The 17,340-nt window shown below is 65.2% G+C and carries 13 protein-coding genes, 2 tRNA genes and 1 pseudogene; 11 read left to right on the forward strand and 5 right to left on the reverse strand.

Going from position 1 to position 17,340, the window contains the following annotated elements; genetic code table 11:
* From DC366_RS00615 to DC366_RS00625, 3 genes are all read left to right on the forward strand, one after another.
* Positions 1–462, forward strand: coding sequence for an outer membrane protein assembly factor BamE (locus tag DC366_RS00615; protein ID WP_243404992.1), 462 nt, complete (start codon positions 1–3; stop codon positions 460–462).
* Positions 463–529: 67 nt separating this feature from the next.
* Complete coding sequence (locus DC366_RS00620; RefSeq protein WP_108690259.1) at positions 530–1,225, forward strand: GNAT family N-acetyltransferase; 696 nt, start codon at positions 530–532, stop codon at positions 1,223–1,225.
* A gap of 31 nt (positions 1,226–1,256) precedes the next feature.
* Positions 1,257–3,071 carry an ABC-F family ATP-binding cassette domain-containing protein gene (locus tag DC366_RS00625; RefSeq protein WP_108690260.1) on the forward strand — a complete coding sequence of 605 codons (1,815 nt, stop codon included), beginning with the start codon at positions 1,257–1,259 and terminating at the stop codon, positions 3,069–3,071.
* Positions 3,072–3,115: 44 nt separating this feature from the next.
* On the opposite strand, the gene DC366_RS00630 is transcribed toward DC366_RS00625, so the two are convergent.
* Both DC366_RS00630 and mepK read right to left on the reverse strand, forming a co-directional pair.
* Positions 3,116–3,189: transfer RNA gene (locus tag DC366_RS00630), tRNA-Gly, on the reverse strand.
* A gap of 137 nt (positions 3,190–3,326) precedes the next feature.
* Positions 3,327–3,896 carry a peptidoglycan L,D-endopeptidase MepK gene (gene mepK, locus DC366_RS00635; protein ID WP_108690261.1) on the reverse strand — a complete coding sequence of 190 codons (570 nt, stop codon included), beginning with the start codon at positions 3,894–3,896 and terminating at the stop codon, positions 3,327–3,329.
* Between the two features lie 318 nt (positions 3,897–4,214).
* On the opposite strand from mepK, the gene DC366_RS00640 reads away from it, so the two are divergent.
* The 4 genes from DC366_RS00640 to DC366_RS00655 are packed head-to-tail and all read left to right on the forward strand — an operon-like array spanning position 4,215 to position 8,472.
* The gene (locus tag DC366_RS00640; RefSeq protein ID WP_500690303.1) at positions 4,215–5,858 is read left to right on the forward strand and encodes a L,D-transpeptidase family protein; all 1,644 of its coding nucleotides are present in this window, start codon (positions 4,215–4,217) and stop codon (positions 5,856–5,858) included.
* Between the two features lie 26 nt (positions 5,859–5,884).
* Positions 5,885–6,976, forward strand: a complete 1,092-nt coding sequence (gene lpxD, locus DC366_RS00645) for a UDP-3-O-(3-hydroxymyristoyl)glucosamine N-acyltransferase (protein ID WP_108690263.1) — start codon at positions 5,885–5,887, stop codon at positions 6,974–6,976.
* A 30-nt stretch (positions 6,977–7,006) separates the two neighbouring features.
* The gene (locus tag DC366_RS00650) at positions 7,007–7,264 is read left to right on the forward strand and encodes an acyl carrier protein (protein ID WP_108690264.1); all 258 of its coding nucleotides are present in this window, start codon (positions 7,007–7,009) and stop codon (positions 7,262–7,264) included.
* Positions 7,261–8,472: a beta-ketoacyl-[acyl-carrier-protein] synthase family protein gene (locus tag DC366_RS00655; RefSeq protein WP_108690265.1), complete on the forward strand. Its 1,212-nt coding sequence runs from the start codon at positions 7,261–7,263 to the stop codon at positions 8,470–8,472. Before DC366_RS00650 ends, DC366_RS00655 begins: the two co-directional genes overlap by 4 nt.
* 63 nt (positions 8,473–8,535) lie before the next feature.
* Here the strand turns inward: DC366_RS00655 and DC366_RS00660 are convergent, their stop codons facing one another.
* On the reverse strand, positions 8,536–9,309 hold the full coding sequence (locus DC366_RS00660) for an invasion associated locus B family protein (protein WP_108690266.1): 774 nt from the start codon (positions 9,307–9,309) through the stop codon (positions 8,536–8,538).
* Positions 9,310–9,754: 445 nt separating this feature from the next.
* Between DC366_RS00660 and DC366_RS00665 the strand changes: the two genes are divergently transcribed.
* The 4 genes and pseudogenes from DC366_RS00665 to DC366_RS00680 form a co-directional block, all read left to right on the forward strand.
* Positions 9,755–11,302, forward strand: a complete 1,548-nt coding sequence (locus DC366_RS00665) for a helicase HerA-like domain-containing protein (protein WP_108690267.1) — start codon at positions 9,755–9,757, stop codon at positions 11,300–11,302.
* A 122-nt stretch (positions 11,303–11,424) separates the two neighbouring features.
* Positions 11,425–11,943, forward strand: a complete 519-nt coding sequence (locus tag DC366_RS00670; RefSeq protein WP_108690268.1) for an HU family DNA-binding protein — start codon at positions 11,425–11,427, stop codon at positions 11,941–11,943.
* Between the two features lie 18 nt (positions 11,944–11,961).
* A tRNA-Val gene (locus DC366_RS00675) sits at positions 11,962–12,036 on the forward strand.
* Between the two features lie 89 nt (positions 12,037–12,125).
* A pseudogene (locus DC366_RS00680) lies at positions 12,126–12,416 on the forward strand (M48 family metalloprotease); the annotation flags it as partial.
* A gap of 398 nt (positions 12,417–12,814) precedes the next feature.
* Here the strand turns inward: DC366_RS00680 and DC366_RS00690 are convergent.
* Both DC366_RS00690 and DC366_RS00695 read right to left on the reverse strand, forming a co-directional pair.
* Positions 12,815–15,949, reverse strand: coding sequence for an efflux RND transporter permease subunit (locus DC366_RS00690; protein ID WP_108690270.1), 3,135 nt, complete (start codon positions 15,947–15,949; stop codon positions 12,815–12,817).
* Complete coding sequence (locus DC366_RS00695; RefSeq protein WP_165802818.1) at positions 15,946–17,250, reverse strand: efflux RND transporter periplasmic adaptor subunit; 1,305 nt, start codon at positions 17,248–17,250, stop codon at positions 15,946–15,948. The genes DC366_RS00690 and DC366_RS00695 overlap by 4 nt, the downstream gene beginning before the upstream one ends.
* Between the last annotated feature and the right edge of the window lie 90 nt (positions 17,251–17,340).

The following is a 17,340-nucleotide window of genomic DNA, read 5'->3' on the forward strand; positions in this document are numbered from 1 at the left end:
ATGTTCGGGACCGAATTTTCGCTGAAAGCCGCCTTTATGGTGGTCGGACTGGCCTTGATGACGGCCGTTTCAGGCTGCACGGCGCTGTATCAGAATCACGGCTATGTGCCGCCCGAAGAGGATCTGCAACAGCTGGTGCCGGGTGTGGATACGCGCGCGACTGTCGATGACGTGATCGGCGCGCCGTCGGCGGCGGGGCTGCTGAGCGGGGGCGACTATTACTACGTGCGCAGCCGGGTCAAGACCTACGGCATGCTGCGCCCCGAGGTGGTCGACCGCCAGGTTCTGGCCATCAGCTTTGACGGCCAGGGGGTGATCGCCAATATCGAACGCTTTGGCCTGCGCGACGGGCATCCGGTCGCGCTGTCGCGCCGCGTCACCGACAGCAGCGTGTCCGGCAAAGGGTTCCTGCAGCAGATCCTGGGCAACTTTGGCAATCTCAACCCGGCCGACTTCTTCTAGGCCGGGCGCGCCGCCGGTGCCGCAGGCGGGCCGCCCGATACAGCACGGTCCGCGCTATGTGGCTCGCATGGCCGAGGGCGCGGCGGATCTGGCCGAGGCGCAGGCGCTGCGCGTCGCAGCCTTCGGTCTGAGCGCGCCGGATCTGGACACGATCGACGAGGCCTGCCTTCACATCGTGATCGAGGACCGCCGCCGCGCCTGTGTGGTGGGCTGTTTCCGCATGATGCCGCTGGCGAGTGGCGCGCAGATCGCGCGCAGCTATTCGGCGCGATTCTATGATCTGGGGCGTCTGTCGCGCAAGCGCAGCCCGATGACCGAGCTGGGCCGTTTCTGTATCCACCCCGCGACGCGCGATCCCGATATCCTGCGCGCGGCCTGGGCGGCGATAACGGCGCATGTCGATGCGGCGGGGGTGCAGATGCTGTTTGGCTGCACCTCGTTCCGGGGCATTGACCCGGCGCCTTACGCCAGCGCGTTCGATCTGCTGGCGCGCGGCCACCTGGCGCCGCCGGACTGGGCGCCGGGCCGGCGCGCGGCGCATACCGTGCCGCTGCGGGCCGGGCAGGGCGCGGGCGGCCTGCACGCGCTGCCGCCGCTCTTGCGCAGTTACCTCGCGATGGGCGGCAAGGTCAGCGATCATGCGGTGGTCGACGCGCAGATGAACACGCTGCATGTCTTTACCGGGGTCGAGATTGCCGCGATACCGCCCGCGCGCCAGCGGCTTTTGCGGGCGGATGCGCGAGCAGTGAGCGGCGGCGCTTGACGGCGCCTGCGCGGCAAGGTAGCCCGCGCTCATGGCCGCACGTCCCCCCCTTTTGCAACTCAACGACATCTCGCTCACCTTCGGGGGCGATCCCGTTTTTGCGGATCTGTCGCTGGTCGTCCAACCGGGCGATCGCGTCGCGCTGGTGGGGCGCAATGGCTCGGGAAAGTCCACTCTTCTCAAGGTGATGGCCGGTCTGGTCGAGGCTGATTCCGGCGCGCGCACGGTCGCGCCCGCGGCTTCGGTCGGCTATATGGAGCAAGAACCGGACATGGCCGGGTTCGCAACGCTCGGCGATTTTGCCGGCAGCGCGCTGGATCCGTCCGAGATGTACCGCGTCGAGATGGCCGGCGAGGGGCTGAAATTCGATCCTGCCCGCCCGGTCGAGACGGCATCGGGCGGCGAGCGGCGCCGCGCCGCACTGGCCAAGCTGATGGCCGAAGCGCCGGAGCTGATGCTTCTGGACGAGCCGACGAACCATCTGGATATCGAAGCGATCGCCTGGCTGGAGCAGACGCTGAAGGACACGCGCACGGCCTATGTCCTGATCAGCCACGACCGCGCTTTTTTGCGTGAACTTACCCGCGCAACCCTTTGGATTGACCGGGGAATGGTGCGGCGACAGGAAAAGGGATTCGCCCATTTCGAGGAGTGGCGCGACAAGGTCTGGGAGGACGAGGATCAGTCCCGTCACAAACTCAACCGCAAGATCAAGTCCGAGGCCCGCTGGGCCGTGGAAGGCATCAGCGCCCGGCGCAAGCGCAACCAGGGCCGCGTGCGTGCCCTGCAGGATCTGCGCGCCGAGCGCGCGGGCCAGATCAAGCGTCAGGGCACCGCCGCGATGGCGCTCGATTCGGGGCCGAAATCCGGCAAGAAGGTCATCGAGGCGGACGGAATATCAAAGGCTTACGGCGACAAGATCATCCTGCGCGATTTCTCGATCAAGATCCAGCGCGGCGATCGCGTGGCGCTGGTCGGGCCTAATGGCGTGGGCAAGACGACGCTGCTGAACATGCTGATGGGCCTTGAGCCGCCCGATAGCGGCACGGTCAGCCTCGGCACCAATCTGCTGCCCGCGATCTTCGATCAAGCGCGCGCGCAGCTCGACCCGGACATGAGCCTGTGGGACAGCCTCACGGGCGATCCGGACATGCGCGTTTCCGGCAAGGCGGACCAGATCCTGGTGCGCGGATCGCCCCGCCACGTGGTCGGCTATCTCAAGGAATTCCTGTTTGACGAGGCGCAGGCGCGCGCGCCGGTCCGGTCGCTCTCGGGCGGCGAGAAGGCGCGGCTGCTGCTGGCCAAGCTGATGGCGCGCGAATCGAATCTTCTGGTACTCGACGAGCCGACGAACGATCTGGATATCGAGACGCTGGATCTGTTGCAGGAGCTCTTGGACGATTACGACGGCACCATCATCCTGGTCAGCCATGATCGCGATTTCTTGGACCGCGTCGCCGCCACGACCATCGCGATGGAAGGGGACGGGCGCGCCACGGCCTATGCCGGCGGCTGGAGCGATTACCGCGCGCAGCGCCAGCAGGTGCCCGATTACGCCAGCGGACCGGCCAAGAGCGCCGCATCCCCCAAGGACAGCGCCGCGCCGAAGAAGGCGAAAACTGACGCTTTGAGTTTCACGGAAAAGCATCGTTTGAGCGAGCTGCCCGACGTCATGTCGCGGCTGGAGGCCGAGATCGCCAAGCTGGAAATCCTGATGTCGGACCCCGAGCTGTTCACGCGGGAGCCGGTGAAATTCCGCAAGGCGACCGAGGCATTGACCCAGCGCCAAAGCGCGCTGGCCGAGGCCGAGGAGGAATGGCTCGCGCTGGCGGAAAAGGCGGAGTAAGCGCCGGGCCGCGGTGCGGCATTTCGGAACATGGCGGAACTGGCTGGAGCGGGTAACGGGAATCGAACCCGTAACTAAAGCTTGGGAAGCTGCCGTGATACCTTTTCACCATACCCGCCGCGTCGCTTTACGTAGCATTGACGCCGCATCCTCTTCAAGCTGGAATCGCGCGCGCCGCAAGGCCGGCAGACGAAAAACCCGCCAAAAGGCGGGTTTGATCGACAGTGGTCGAATTGCTGCGGAATTGCGGCCGCGTCAACCGCCCCAGCTGCGCACGACGCCGCAATCCATGTGAACGAAATTCGAGCGCGAGTATCGCCCGACACCGCCTGCATGACATGCCAGCGCCGCCTTGCTGATCTGTCCGACCGAGCGCGAACCCATCCGCAGATCCGCCGCCTGACCGTTCAGGTGCAGCGAATGTTTGGCAACGCCGCTGGACCGGCTGCGCAGCATCGCGTTCGTCTGCGGGGAGCGGTAACCGGACAGGAGCGTATAAGGCTCTGTCGTGCCCATCAGGTTATGCGCGGCCGTCATGATGTCGATGGTGCGCGTGTCGATGTTCTTCACTTCGTTCCTGCGCCAGTCGCGCATCACGTGCGAAATCTCCTGCACGGCCTCGGCGATATATTCGCCCTCGATCCAGTAGATCGTGTCGATCTTCTCGCCGGTACGGGGCGATATCATGCGCAGTCGGCGTATATCGCCGGCACCGCGCAAAAGGCCGAATGCGTTACCGTAGGAGGGGGCCGCCACAAGGGCGGTTGCCGCGAATGCGCCAAGGAGCGCACGCCGCGACAGGCTTGCGGAATTAGGTTGGGTCATAGGTTTTGCCTGTCCGTCGCTTCAAGTTCATCCCCGCTGAACGCGGGCGTTCATCTCATCCCCCGGATGCACTTGTAGCTATGGCATATTAAGATTCGCTAACCAAGACACAGGTTCCCAGATTTTCTTTCATCAATGCATTTCGGCATGAATCCGCGCAATTCCGCCGGGTGTGGCGGTTCTGCAATGACTTGGTGCGAAAACGTCTCGGAGCATGTCCAAAAGGCGCCAAGTGCGATATTTCATTGGACAAATCGCGCCGCGGCAGGCTGATTGGTAGGCCACCGCGCGACGTGCACAGGTTACTTGGGGGATCCGATGAAATTGGCCGCAGCTTTGAAATCGGGACTGTGTGCCCACCGGCCCGGCGGGTGGAGCCGCAGGTTTTTGATTCCCGCAGCCGCGCTGATGCTCGCGTTCGGTGCGCCGCAGGGCGCGTTGGCGGGCGTGACCGCGTTCAAGCAAGCGGTGGCCGAAGGCGCCGCGCGCGACGGCGAGTTGGCGGAGTATTATCGCAACAACGGCTATGGCGCCATCTGGACCGGCACGGGCGAGGCGGATCGCGCACGCCGCCAGGCGCTGTTGCAGGCGATCGATGCGGCGGATGCTCATGGACTGCCCGTCGCGCGATATGATGCGCAAGGGCTGCTGCGGATGATGCGGCAGGCGCGCACGCCGCGTGATCTGGGCGCGGTCGAAATCGCGATGTCGCGCACATTCCTGCGCTTGGCGCAGGACATGCAGACGGGAATGCTGACCCCGGCGCAGATCGACAGTGGCATGGTGCGCGCGGTGCCCGTGCGCAGCGCCGATGAGCTGCTGAGCGGGTTCACGGCGGGCAACCCCGCGGGTTTCCTGCGCAGCCTTGCGCCCAAATCCGGCGAATATGCCCGCCTCCTGCGCGAAAAGATGCGTCTGGAGAGCTTGCTGGAGACCGGCGGCTGGGGTCCTGCGGTGCCTGCCGCGTCGCTGGCGCCGGGCCAGTCCGGCGAGGGCGTCGTGGCGCTGCGCAACCGGTTGATCCGCATGGGCTATCTGGAGCGTACGGCGTCGAGCCGCTATGACATCGCGCTGCAACAGGCCGTGATGCGCTTTCAGGAGGCGCATGGCCTTGTCGCCGACGGCACCGCCGGCGCGCAGACCATGGCCGAGATCAATGTGCCCATCTCGCGGCGCCTGCCGATGATCCACGTTGCGATGGAGCGCGAACGCTGGCTGAGCGGGCCGCGCGGTGCCCGTCATATCCTGGTCAACCTGACCGATTTCACCGCGCGCATCATGGATGATGACCGGCTGACCTTTGAAACCCGCGCCGTGATCGGCAAGAACCTCAAGACCCATCAAAGCCCCGAATTCTCCGATGAGATGGAATATCTGGAGATCAACCCGGTGTGGAACGTGCCGCGCTCGATCACGGTGCGCGAATACCTGCCGCAGATGCAGCGTAACCGCGGCGCGGCGGGGCATCTCAAGCTCTATAATTCGCGCGGGCAGGAAGTCAGCCGCTCGGCGGTCAATTTCAACGCGTATAACGCGCGCAACTTCCCCTTCGCCCTGAAACAGCCGCCCTCGACGCGCAACGCGCTGGGGCTGGTCAAGTTCATGTTTCCCAACAAATACAACATCTATCTGCATGACACCCCGTCCAAAAGCCTGTTTGACCGCAACGTGCGCGCCTTCAGCCATGGATGCATCCGCCTGCAGCAGCCCTTTGATTTCGCCTATGAGATCCTGTCGCGGCAGGAGGCGGACCCGAAGACCTTTTTCGACAGGATCGTGAATTCGGGGCGCCAGACGCGCGTGTCGCTGGAGCAGAAGATCCCGGTGCATATCATCTATCGCACCGCCACCGTTCCGGCCAAGGGACCGGCGCAATACCGCGAGGACATCTATGGCCGCGACGCCAAGGTGTGGGATGCGCTGCAAAAGGCAGGGGTTTCACTGCCCGCCGTTCAGGGCTAGATATCGCCCCGTAAAAGGGGAATGCCATGTCCTATACCATTGATCAGATCGCCGCCGCGCTGAATATCCAAGCGGTTGGCGCAGGCGACATCCGCGTGCGCGCGCTGGCCGAACCGGCCGATGCCGGGCCGGACCATCTGGCCCTGGCGACCAAGCCTGAATATGCCGCCGCGCTGCCGCAGGGGCGCGCGCGCGCCGCCCTGCTGTGGGAGGGCGCCGAGTGGCAGGCGCTGGGGCTGGAGGCCGCGATCATCGCGCCGCGCCCGCGTTATGCGATGTCGGGGCTCACGGGGATGATGGATCCGGGCGAGGGCTGGGGCGAGGGTATTCACCCCAGCGCCGTGATCGACGACACCGCAGAGCTGGGCGAGGGCGTGCATGTCGGGCCGCTGTCGGTGATCGGCGCGCGGGCGCGGATCGGCGCGGGCTGCCGCATCGGCCCGCAGGCCTGTATCGGCGCGGATGCTGAGATCGGCGAGAACGGCCTGATCCGCGAGGGCGTGCGCATCGCCGCGCGGGTGCGGATCGGGGCGCGCGTGATCATCAATCCCGGCGCGGTTCTGGGCGGCGACGGGTTCAGCTTTGTCACGCCCGAAAAATCAGGTGTTGAAACGGTGCGCGAGACGCTGGGCGATCAGGGCGGCGCGGCGGCGCAATCTTATGTGCGCATCCACTCGCTGGGCTCCGTGCGCCTTGGCGATGATGTCGAGGTCGGCGCCAATGCCGCCATCGACCGCGGCACGATCCGCGACACCGTCATCGGGGACCGCACCAAGATCGACACGCTGGTGATGGTCGCGCATAACGTGGTGGTGGGCACCGATACGTTGCTCTGCGGCCTTGTCGGTATCGCTGGATCCTCGCGCATCGGCAACAACGTGGTGCTGGCCGGTCAGGTGGGGGTGGGCGACAACCTCTTCGTCGGCGACAATGTCATCGCGGGCGGCGGCACCAAGATCCTCAGCAACGTGCCGGCCGGGCGCGTGATGCTGGGATATCCGGCGATGAAGATGGATGCGCATATCGACATGTACAAGCATCTGCGCCGTCTGGGACGGCTGGTGTCGGATGTGGCGCTGCTCAAGAAATCGGTTTTCAAGGATGGGCAGAGTGACTAGATCAGTGCGATACTCTGAAGGAGCCATGCCATGAGCATACCCGAGCGCGTGATCACCATCATCGCCGAGCAAGCCATGCTGGAGCCCTCCGACGTGACGCTGGACAGCACGCTGGAGGATCTGGGCGTCGATTCGCTGGGGCTGGTCGAGGCGATCTTTGCCATCGAGGAGGCGTTCGACATCACCGTTCCCTTCAACGCGAACGAGCCGTCGGCGGGCGATTTCGACATCTCGACCGTCGGCGCCATCGCCACGGGCATTCAGCGGCTGGTGGCCGAGCAGTCGTGAAGCGGGTCGTCATCACCGGCGCCGGCACGATCAATGCGCTTGGCAAGGACGTGGACACGACGCTGGAGGCGATGCGCGAGGGGCGCTGCGGCATCGGCGAGCTGGAGTTTCGCGATGTCGACCGACTGGCCATCCGGATCGGCGGGCAGGTCAAGGATTACGATCCCGACACCGCCTTCAGCCGCCAGCAACTGGCGCTTTATGACAGGTTCACGCAATTCACCCTGATCGCCGCGCGGCAGGCCGTCGCGCAATCGGGGCTGGAGTTCACCGAAGCGCTGTCGCTGCGCGCGGGCGTGATCCTGGGCAATTCCGGCGGCGGCATGACCACGCTGGATGAAAATTACCGCAGCGTTTATGAGGACGGCAAGAACCGCGTGCATCCCTTCGTGGTGCCGAAACTGATGAACAACGCGGCGGCAAGCCATGTGTCCATGGCCTGGGGGCTGCGCGGGCCGAGCTTTACCGTCTCGACGGCCTGCGCGTCGTCCAATCACGCGATGGCGCAGGCATTCCAGATGGTGCATGGCGGCCTTTGCCCCGTGATGCTGACCGGGGGCTCGGAATCCATGCTGTGCTTTGGCGGGGTCAAGGCATGGGAGGGGTTGCGCGTCATGTCGAAGGACGGCTGCCGCCCGTTCTCGGCCAACCGCAACGGCATGGTGCAGGGCGAGGGGGCCGGGGTGTTCGTGTTCGAGGAATACGAGCACGCCCGCGCACGCGGCGCCGACATGCTGGCCGAGGTGGTGGGATATGCCATGTCCTCGGACGCGTCCGACATCGTCATGCCCTCCAAGGAGGGCGCGGCCCGCACGATTTCGGGCGCCCTGCGCGACGCGCGGCTGAACCCCGAGGATGTGGGATATATCAACGCCCACGGCACCGGCACAGCCGCCAATGACAAGACCGAATGCGCCGCCGTCGCCGATGTGTTCGGGCGCCACGCCGACAAGCTGATGATCTCGTCCACCAAATCGATGCACGGCCATCTGATCGGCGGCACCGGCGCGGTCGAGCTGCTGGCCTGCATCATGGCGCTGCGCGATAAAATAATTGCGCCCACCATCAATTATGACGAGCCGGACCCCGAATGTGCGCTGGATGTCGTCCCCAACGAGGCCCGCGAGGCCCATGTCGAGGTGGCGCTCAGCAACGCGTTCGCCTTCGGCGGGCTGAACGCCGTTCTGGCGCTGCGCCGGGCAGGGTAGGGCGCATTGAAAAGGGGCGGCCCTTTCGAGCCGCCCCCGCCTTGTCTCACCGATGCGGCGAGGTTACTCGACGAACGCGCCGACGGCGTCATATCCGGCGGTGAAGCCGTTCAGCGAAACCTTGATCTTGATTTTCTGATCGGGCGCCTGTGCGGGGACCAGAACGATCTGGGCCGCCTTGCCCCTCTTGAAGGTGGCGACGTCCTGTTCGGTCAGGCCGATCTGCGCGACGCAGCCTGCCTCGGTGCATACCCGGTAGGGATAGCTTTTGGCCGCATTGCCATCGACCGACAGTTTCAGCTCTTCGGTCAGCAGCGTGACCAGCGGGACGATCGCGGTTGCGCCGGCCACGGCGGGGGCCTGACCCTCGATGCGGAAGATGCTGAACTCGGCAACGGGGTTGCCGCCTTCCTCGCGCAGCAGTTGATACAGCTGGCAGGGATCCTCGCCTTCCGCGTTGCGGAAGCAGCGCAGGTTCCAGTCGCCGAACTTTTCCTTGATATAGACGGCAGGCTCGGCGGGCTGGCCCTCACCTTCGGCCGCGCCTTCCACTTCGGTTCCGGTGGAGAATGCGCCCGAAGCGGCGGGCGCTTCGGCATCCCGGTCGGTCGCGGCGCCGTCGGCGGCAGCGTCCGCTGCTCCATCCGCGGTGGCGGTGTCCGCGGCGCCCTCGGTCTGGGTCGCCTCCGCGTTCGTGTCCGTGTTTTGCTCGGCGGCGTCAGTTGCGGGCGCGCTGTCGGCCGCATCGGCGCCGTCGGCGGCCGTGTCTTGCGCGAAGCCCGCGCCAGCCAGGCTCAGAGCGGCGGCAAAAGACAGAATGGAAAGTGATTTATGCATGATTTCCCCGTCATTATCAGAAGTTTCACGGGCGCTCTAACATGGCGCGCCGCGGCTGTCAGGATCAAATCGCAGACGCGCCGAGGCTGCAAGGCGGAATTTCGCATGCAGATCCGGCGGGAGCCCGCCGCCCGACCACCCGGAAGGGCGCCGCGTAGAAAAGGGGCCGCAAGGCCCCCTTTCGTCTCTCCCCGCCGGACTTGGCCGACTTAATGATTGGACGTGACGCTACGCCAGCGGAGAATCGCCGTCAACAGGCAAAATGATTGCAAATGCGACTTAAAAAAGAGGCCGCACCCGAGGGCGCGGCCAGTCTGACAGAGAGGAAAGTTGTCCCGGCGCTCGGAGGACATGTGGCACCGGAATGAAAATGATACTGGCACCGATTGGTTAAGAATGTATGGTCGCGCGGCACGCAAGACATCATGGGGCAGGGGATTGATCTTTGGCTGACGGCATCTTTATCGGCGGCGGCGGGCCGGATTACGGACAGGCGCAGACGCTGGCACTGAAATACGCCAACCGGCATGGCCTGATCGCGGGCGCTACCGGCACCGGCAAGACCTTGACCTTGCAGATCCTGGCCGAAGGGTTCTCGGCCGCGGGCGTGCCCGTGTTCCTGTCGGACGTGAAGGGCGATCTGTCGGGACTCGCGGCCTCGGGCAGTGCGGATTTCAAACTGCACGAGGCCTTTGCCAGCCGCGCCGCCAAGATCGGGCTTGCCGATTACGCCTATGACGCGTTCCCCGTCACGTTCTGGGATCTGTTCGGCGCGCAGGGCCACCCGGTGCGCACGACCCTTGCCGAGATGGGCCCGCTTCTGCTGAGCCGTCTGATGGCTTTGAGCGACGCGCAGGAGGGCATCCTGAACATCGCGTTCCGCGTCGCCGACGAGGAGGGCATGCCGCTGCTGGATCTGAAGGATCTGCAGGCGCTGCTGGTCTGGATCGGCGAGAATCGCGATACCCTGTCGCTGCGCTATGGCAACGTGTCGGTCGCGTCGGTGGGCGCGATCCAGCGCCAGTTGATGGTGCTGGAAAATCAGGGCGCCGCGCAGCTTTTCGGCGAGCCTGCGCTGGATCTGGCGGATCTGATGCATGTCGGCGCGGACGGGCGCGGGCAGATCAACATCCTTGCCGCGGACAAGCTGATGGGCGCGCCGCGCCTTTATGCGACCTTCCTTTTGTGGCTGCTGTCCGAGCTGTTCGAGACGCTCCCCGAAGTGGGCGATCCGGACAAGCCGAAGCTGGTCTTCTTCTTCGACGAGGCGCATCTGCTGTTCGACGACGCGCCCAAGGCCCTGATCGACAAGGTCGAGCAGGTGGCGCGGCTGATCCGCTCCAAGGGCGTCGGCGTCTATTTCGTCACGCAAAATCCCGACGATGTCCCCGACGACATTCTCGGTCAGCTCGGCAACCGCGTGCAACACGCCTTGCGCGCCTTCACCGCTCGCGACCGCAAGGCGCTGATGCGCGCGGCCGAGACCTATCGGCCCAACGCGCGGTTTTCGACGGTGGACGCCATCCGCGATGTCGGCACCGGCGAGGCGGTGACGTCGATGCTGCAGGACAAGGGCGCGCCGGGTATCGTGGAGCGCACGCTGATCCGTCCGCCATCGTCGAAGCTGGGGCCGATCGACGCCGCCGCGCGCCGCGCCGTGATGCAGGCCTCGCCCGTGGCGGGCAAATACGACGCGGCCGTGGATCGCGAGTCGGCCTATGAGATGCTCAAGGCCCGCGCAGGCCGCGCCGCCGCCGAGGCCGCCGCCGCCGAGGAGCAGGCCGAGCAGAGCACAGCTGCCGAGCGCGAATTCAACGCCGGGCGCCGCTATTCAGGCAGCCGCGTGGGCCGCTCGACAGCGGCGCGTCGACCCGGCGGCACGGCGGGCGAGTTCGGCGAGGCGATCAGCGGCGCAGTGCTCAAGGAGCTGCAGGGCACCACCGGGCGCCGCATCGTGCGCGGTATCCTTGGCAGTCTCTTCAAGGGGCGCTGATGCGCCTACGGAAACGATAAATTGGATACATTCACTGGGCGGATGACCAACAGATCGCTGGCATAATCACGGCCTTGTGTCTAATCTGTTGCCAAACAAGAAACGATAGGGAGGCCGCCGAAATGGCAAGCCGCAAGCAGACGGGCAGTAAATCCAAATCCGACAGCGCCAAGCCCAGCCGCGCCAGCGCCATGCCGCTCACGACACCGCCCGCCATGCGCACCGCTGGCGGCGGATCCACTATGGTGCCCGAACCGCCGCGCTCCGACGTGGCGGCGCAGGCCGGTGCCGATGGCGCGGATGCCAGCGAAGCGCTGAAGAAAAAAGAGCTGATCGAGCAGGTTGTCGCGCGAACGGAGATATCCAAGAAACACGCCAAGCCGGTAATCGAGGCAATGCTGTCCGTGCTGGGCGATGCCCTTGCCGAGGGCCGCGAGCTGAACCTGCAACCCATGGGCAAGATCAAGCGCAAGCGTGTCAAGGATACTGGCAAGGCCCGGGTCATCGTCGCCAATATCCGCCAGCCCATGGCAAGCGGCGCAGAGACCCCGCCGGCACCGCTCGCCCGATCCGCGTCGGCAGGCCCCGACAGTGCCCGCTCAAGCCGCATGAAAGAAGCGGTTGCAGACGACGCGGAGTGACGCTAAAAACCGCCCCAAGGGTGATTAGCTCAGTGGTAGAGCGCTTCGTTCACATCGAAGATGTCAGGAGTTCAAATCTCTTATCACCCACCATTTTAATCTGTTGAATTCAACTAAAGCCCTTGCAATGCAGGGGTTTTTTCCGTTCCAGCGTTGCAAATTCAGATAGAAAGCCGCGCTATATGGTGCAAATGGCGATCAGCCGGACGCGCGAATATGCCGCCGACAAGGCGGGCGCCGAGATCTGCGGCCAGCCTCTCTGGCTGGCCTCCGCATTGGAGAAAATCGCCATGGGCGCGGCCCGGATCGACAACGATGCGGCCGAGCGCAACCCGGCGACGGCGCATATGTTCATCGTCAACCCACTGCATGCGCACAAACGCGACAGCCTTTTCGCGACGCATCCCGCGACCGAAAACCGGGTGGCCGCGCTACGCGCAATGGCGGGACAGCGCGTCGTCAGGCGCGGCTAGCCAGCACAGCTTCGCCAGCCGTGTCCCCGATAGCAAAAAAGCGTAGGCAAGCCGGGCCGAACCTATTTGAATTCTCCACACTGATCTTCGTTTTGGCCATGGCGGTTGTCGGTGATTTGGGCTCGACCTGGGGGCCGTTGATCGGGACCGGTTCGATGATGATCGTCGTGGAACGCTCCAGGGAAATGGGGCGACGGCCGAAAGCGGGCGAAAGGTCCAGTCTTTGCGGGGCGGTGTTTTCCGGCAACCGTAACGCCCATCACGAATGCTGGCCCGATCCTGACCGCGACGAAACTCGCAGGCTGAACGCGGATGCCCGAACGCTGCCCTTTCAGCTAATTCTTGGACGCGAATAGATTGGCATTCGGGTCGCAAGATAACGGCGCTCGTTGCATCGGTCAGTGTGAAATTCTGCCCTTACCCTGGAGTTTTCTCTGCTGGCGGGCGCGCGTCGCCTGCGCCAGCCCCAGATCGCCGAGGATCGCGTAGAAGGCGGGCAAGACCGCGAGCACGAAGATGGTTGACGTTAACAAACCGAAGACGACCGAGATCACCAGCGGCTTCATGGATTGCGACTGCGTGCTGGTTTCCAGCAAAAGCGGCACAAGGCCGATGATGGTGGTGGAGGAGGCCATCAGGATCGAGCGGAACCGCTCGCGGCTGGCCTGCCCCGCGGCGCGGGCCAGATCCATGCCCTCGCCCGCGCGCTGCTTGATCACCTCGACCAGCAGGATGGCGTTGTTGACCACGATCCCGGCCAGCGACGCCGCGCCGATCAGCGACGGCATCGAGATGTTATAGCCCATGACCAGATGGCCCAGAATGACGCCGATGAATGCCAGCGGGATCGACACCATCACGATCAACGGCTCCACGTAGCTGCGGAACTGGAACGACAGGATGACATAGATCCCGACCAGACACAGCAGAAAACCGCGCAGGATCGACGCCACGGTTTCGGCGGAATTCGCGGTCTGCCCGCCAATCTCGAAGCTGAGGCCGGGTATCTGGCCGGCCAGCCGGGGCAGGAACCCGTTTTCCAGCTCGGCAACGATCGCGTCGGCATTGCCGATGCGGGTATCGACATCGGCCTGTAGGGTCACGGTGCGCCGCCCGTCAACATGGGTGATGCTGGACCAGCCGCGCGCGTCCTCCATGCGGGCCACGGTCGACAGCGGCACCGCCTTGCCACCCGGCAGCGTGGCGGTGAAATCGCGCAGGTCGTCGCGCGAATCGCGGTCCTGCGGCGATTGCTTCAACTCGATCTCGTGGCTGATGTCGCCGGTCTGCACCGTGGTGATGACCCGCCCCAGAAACGCCGCGCCAAGCTGATCTGAGACACTGCGCGCTGTCAGCCCCAATGACGTCGCATGGGGTTCAAGGTGCAGGCGCAATTCGGGCTTGCCGGGGCGCAGATCATGGATCGCGTTGAACACCCCGGCATAGGATTCGGTTTCCGATTGCAGCGCGTCGGCGGCCCGCGCCAGCACCTCCAGGTCCGGCGCGGACAGGCGGATTTCGATGGCGATGCCCTGCGGGCCGATGCCCGGTTCGGTCAACAGGATGGCCAGCGCGCCGGGCACATCGCCGATTTCGCGGCGCCAGAGCGTGACGATTTCATCCAGCGTCACGGTTCTGATTTCGGCGCCCAGCAGGTCGGCGGCGATGGTGGCGACATGCGGGCCGGATTCGCCTGCGGTGGCGTTGTGGTTGAACCGCACCTGCACGGATTTGACCAATGCCGCGCCCTCCGGCTGACCCGGCGCAAAGGCGGCGTCGACGCGGGTCAGCGCCGCCGTTATCCGGTCCACCACCTGCTCGGTGCGGGCCTGCGGGGTGCCTTGCGCCATCAGGATGCGCGCCTCCAGAACATCGCCGTCCATGGCCGGGATCGCCTCGCGCTTCAGATACCCGCCGCCCATCAAGCCCACGGTCACGATCAGCGTCGCAACCGTGAGGCCAGTGACCAGGTAGCGCCGCCGGATGGCCAGATCGGCCATGCCGCCGATCCACCTTTCGCGGAACCGCTCGAACCGGCTGTCAAAGCCCGCACGAAACCGCGAGGAGGGCTTCTCCGCGCCTTTCAACCCGTGGCTCAGATGGTGCGGCAGAACCCAGAGCGCCTGCGCCAGACTGGCGGCCAGCGCCGCGATCAGGACCATCGGCACCACCTCCAGCACCGCGCCCAGTTCGCCAACCAGAAAGGCAAGCGGGGCGAAAACCGCGATGGTCGTGGCGAACGACGACAGCACCCCCGGCGTCACGGCACGCGCACCCTGCACGGCGGCCTCCACGCGCGATGCACCGCGCGCGGACGCCTGCGCGATTGAATCGGTGATGACAATGGAATCGTCCATCACGATCCCGATCGCCATCAGCAATGCAACCAGCGTCATCATGTTCAGCGACAGCCCCTGCAAGGCCATGGCCGCGAACGCCCCCAGAAAGGCCACCGGCAGCCCCATCGCCGCCCAGATCGCGAAACCGGGCCGGAAAAACAGCGCCAGCACCGCGATGACCAGTATCAGCCCCATCACGCCGTTCTCGACCAGCATCTGTAGCCGGTCGCGCACGATGCTGGTCATGTCGTTGACGATCTCCAGACGCAGCGTGTCCGGCAACACCGCCCGCTCACCGGCGACCAGAGTTTCGATGTGATCGAACACCCGCAGCGCGTCGGCATTCAGCGCCTTGTCGACTTGCAGGAACACGGCGCGCTGGTCATCGAGGAACGCGCGCTCCTCCTGGGGCGTATAGGTTTCCGTGATGGTTGCAATCTGGCCCAGCGTCAGCTGCGCGCCATCGGGGTTTGACAACACCACCAGATCCGCCAGCCCCGCCACATCGCGGCGCTCGTCGGTGAAGCGCAGGCTGATATCGCGGGTTTCCGTCTCCAGACTGCCGAGGGGGCGGTCAACGCTTTGCGCGTCGATCTTGGCGGCAAGGGCGGACACCGTCAGCCCGTGCTGCTCCATCACCGCGCGGGGCACGGTGATGCGGAACTGCCGCTTGCCAAAGCCCGACATCGTGACCTTGGCCACGCCGGGCAGGGCCGACAGGCGGTCCTGCAACTGCGCGCCATAGCGCTCCAGCTGGGCGGGCGGCAGATCGCCCGCCACGGCAACCGAGGTGACGGGATCGGTGCGGTGCAATTCGCGCACGATGGCAGGTTCGGCCGCGTCCGGGAAATCATCGACCGCCGTGACCTCGGTGCGCAGGTCGTTGACGAAACGGGCGCTGTCACCGCTGGCGTCCATTTTGGCAACGGCGCGGGCGATATTGCCCTGCGCGGTGCAGGTCAATTCGTCCAGCCCCTCGACACCTTCGACCGCATCCCAGACGCGGCGGCAAATCGCATCCTCCACCTCCTCGGCGGTGGCGCCGCGATATTCGACGCTGATTTCCGCCTCCACCGGCCTGAAATCGGGAAAGGTTTCGCGCTTGAGCGTGGGGATCGCCATCGCCCCGGCGGCAAGGATCAGGACCAGCAGCAGGTTGGACGCGGTGGGATGCGCGGTGAACCAGCGGATCATTCGGGGCGCTCCGCCGGGGTGACGATCATGCCGGGAATGGCAGGCACCAGATCGCCCAGAATCACCTCCTCGCCCGGCGCGATGCCGCCCGACAGCACCGCCTGGCCATCCTGACGCCAGGCGACGGACACTTCGCGCAGCTCAAGCCGGCCATCCGCGTCGCGCAGATAGACAAGATTGCCGCCGTGAACCGCGCTGCCGGGAACCTTCACGCTGGTCGATATGACCGGACCGGTCAGAATAACCTCCGCATACATGTTCGGGACCAGCGGCAGGTGCAGCGGCGGGTTAGTGTTGGCGTATGGGTCGTCCACGACGATGACTGCGGGCGCCGAACGGGCCTGCGGATCCAGCGCGCTTTCCACCCGCACCAGCCGTCCGGTCCATGTCTGGGACGGGTCCGAGACAAGCTGCACCTCGGCCGATATCCCGTTGAAACGCGTGGGCATGTCGCCCAGTGACAGGGCGCTGCCCTCGCCGCCGCCGCCCATCAATCGCCGGAACGACATCAGGGGGATCTGCGCCGTGATCTGGGCCTGCGAGACGTCATCCGCCGTCACCAGCGGCTGCCCCGCCGTGACAAACTGGTGCCGCTGAACATGCACAGATCCGACCCGCAGATCGAACGGAACCACGATGTCGGTTTTTTCGACATCACGCCTTGCGCGGGCCAGAATTGCCTTCGTGCGGGCCATTTGCGCATCGAGCTTCTTGCGCTGCGTGGGGATCAGATCCAGGGCATTCTGCAACTCGACCGTGGTGCGGCGGACCTGCAACGTGGCGCGTTCCTGCCCGTCCAGACCGGACTGGGACGCAACGCCGCGTTCAACCAGATCGCGCATCCGCGCCAGTTCGGTCTCGGCCAGATCAAGGCGGTCTTGCTCCAGCGACAGCAGCCGCTCAGTGTTGGTCGCGTCGATGTCGAGCTGCGCGGCTTCTGCGTCCAGCGCGGCCAGATCCGCCTCGGCCTGCGCAACCTGAAGCTCATAGGCTGTCGGGTCGATTTTCAGAACCCTGGTGCCTTCGCGCAGCAGGTTGCCGGTGTCCAGATCGGGGTGGCGCCAGGTGATCGCGCCGGAAACTTCGGAGATCGCCTCCCAGCTTCGGGCGGCCTGAACATTGCCAAACCCACGCACGACCGCGCGAACAGGCCCCGCTTCGGCCATGACGGTGTGCGCAACGACGCCGCGTTCGTGGCTGTCGACACGGGCAGGAGGTTCGGACGTGGAAATCAACCAGACGGCAACGGCAACGCCAATTGCGACAGGCGCAAGTAATCCAACTGTCCGAGCAATCTTCAACTTCAACGTCCTTTTCCTGTCAGCCCAAACCGGCAAATTGCGGTTATCATCCCTTGGCAGACCGTATCGCTTTGCCGCGCGGACAATATT

Source organism: Pelagivirga sediminicola (genome assembly GCF_003072125.1).
Taxonomy (GTDB): domain Bacteria; phylum Pseudomonadota; class Alphaproteobacteria; order Rhodobacterales; family Rhodobacteraceae; genus Roseovarius; species Roseovarius sediminicola.